This window comes from Micromonospora sp. RV43, from assembly GCF_001029515.1.
Lineage (GTDB): Bacteria > Actinomycetota > Actinomycetes > Mycobacteriales > Micromonosporaceae > Micromonospora > Micromonospora aurantiaca.
In genome coordinates this window covers 1-1,502 of sequence record NZ_LEKG01000358.1, presented here as the reverse complement: position 1 = coordinate 1,502, position 1,502 = coordinate 1, and the positions used below count along the sequence as shown (strand labels likewise).

At 80.4% G+C, this 1,502-nt stretch carries 1 pseudogene; it reads right to left on the bottom strand.

What is annotated here, in order from left to right:
• A pseudogene (locus ABD52_RS37160) lies at positions 1-1,502 on the bottom strand (hypothetical protein); the annotation flags it as partial.

Sequence of the window (1,502 nt, the reverse complement as noted above, 5' to 3'; positions counted from 1 at the left end):
GGGCTGGGCGGGCAGGCTCGGCTGCCCTGGCTGGCCCGGGTGGCCGACGATCACCGGAGCCGCCACGACACCGCCGACCGCCGGGGACAGGTCGACCACAGTCGGCACCTCCACCGCCGTCGGCGGTGCGATCACCTCGGGTACGGGTGCACCCGGCGACGTACCGCCGGTGCCGGACACGGGCGCTGCCGGAACGTCCGGCGCGGCCGGTTCCTCGACGGCGGCCTCCGGCACACCCGGATCCGGACCGGCCGGCGGACCGTCCGGACCCGCTTGCGCGCCCGGCACACCGGTGACCGGCACGGAACCGTCGAGGTCCGCCGTGCCGCCCCCCGGCCCCGGCTGCGGGCCGGACACGTCGGCGACCGGCGCGGATCCGTCAAGGCCTGCGCCACCGGCCGTCGTGCCGTCGCCCGCCTCCGGCGCGAAGTCACCCGGTCCGGCCGGGGTCCAGTCGGTCTCGTCCGGCCGGATCAGGCCGGACGCGTCGGGCGCGGTCCGGGGCGTGGTCCCGGCGGGTGCGGTGCCGCCCGGCGGGTCGGCCACCGGCGGCACCACACCCGCGATCGGCGGCGTCGCACCGGCGATCAGCGGCGCGGAGGGAGGCGGCTCCACCAGCCCGGTGCCGCCCGCACCTGCGCCCGCGGGCGCCTGCGGTCCTGCGGCGTCGGGGGTCGACGGGCGCCAGTCGTCGATGTCCGCCTCGATCAGCCCGGAGGCGTCGGGTGCGTCCGGCACGCCCCCGCCGGGCGTGCCCGCACCGGCGCCCGGCGCGCCCGGCGCGCCGGGCATCATCGGCATGGCGGCTCCGGGCGGCGCCGCCGCGACCGGAGAGTCGACGCCGACGCCCGGGGCCACGGGCGGGCCGGCGGGGATCTGCGGACCGTCGACGCCGAGCCCGTCGCCACCGGCCGGCGCACCGGCCGACCCGTCCGGCACGCCCGCGTCCACGCCCACCGGTCCCCAGGTCTCGGGGTCGCCGCTGACGAGTCCCCGGGCGTCGGGCGACTCGGCCCCAGCGGAGTTGTTGGCTCCGCCCGCGGGCCCCGGCATGCCGGGCACGGCCGGCATCGGGGCACCCAGCCCGGCACCGCCGGACGAGGCGCCGGCCGGTGCGCCGGGAACCTGCACACCGTCGAACCCGGGTGACCGCCAGTCCGCCTCGTCGCCCTCCACCAGGCCCTTGGCGTCCGGCGCCTCGGGGACACCGGAGCCGCCACCGGCACCGGCACCGGGCGCGCCCGCGCCGGGCATGCCCGGCATCATCGGCGACTGGAAGCCACCGCCACCGGGCACGGCGCCACCGGGGGCGGCCGGGATGTCCACACCGCCGACGGTGCCGGGGGCGAAGTCGTCGCTGTTGCCGAGCAGCCCGTTCGCGTCCGGCTTCTCCGGCAGTCCGGGGCTGCCGCCCGCGCCGGGGCCGGCGCCGCCGGGCGGGCCGAATCCCGGGATGCTCGGCGCGGTGAACCCGCCGCCTGGCTTGCCGATGCCGGTTCCCG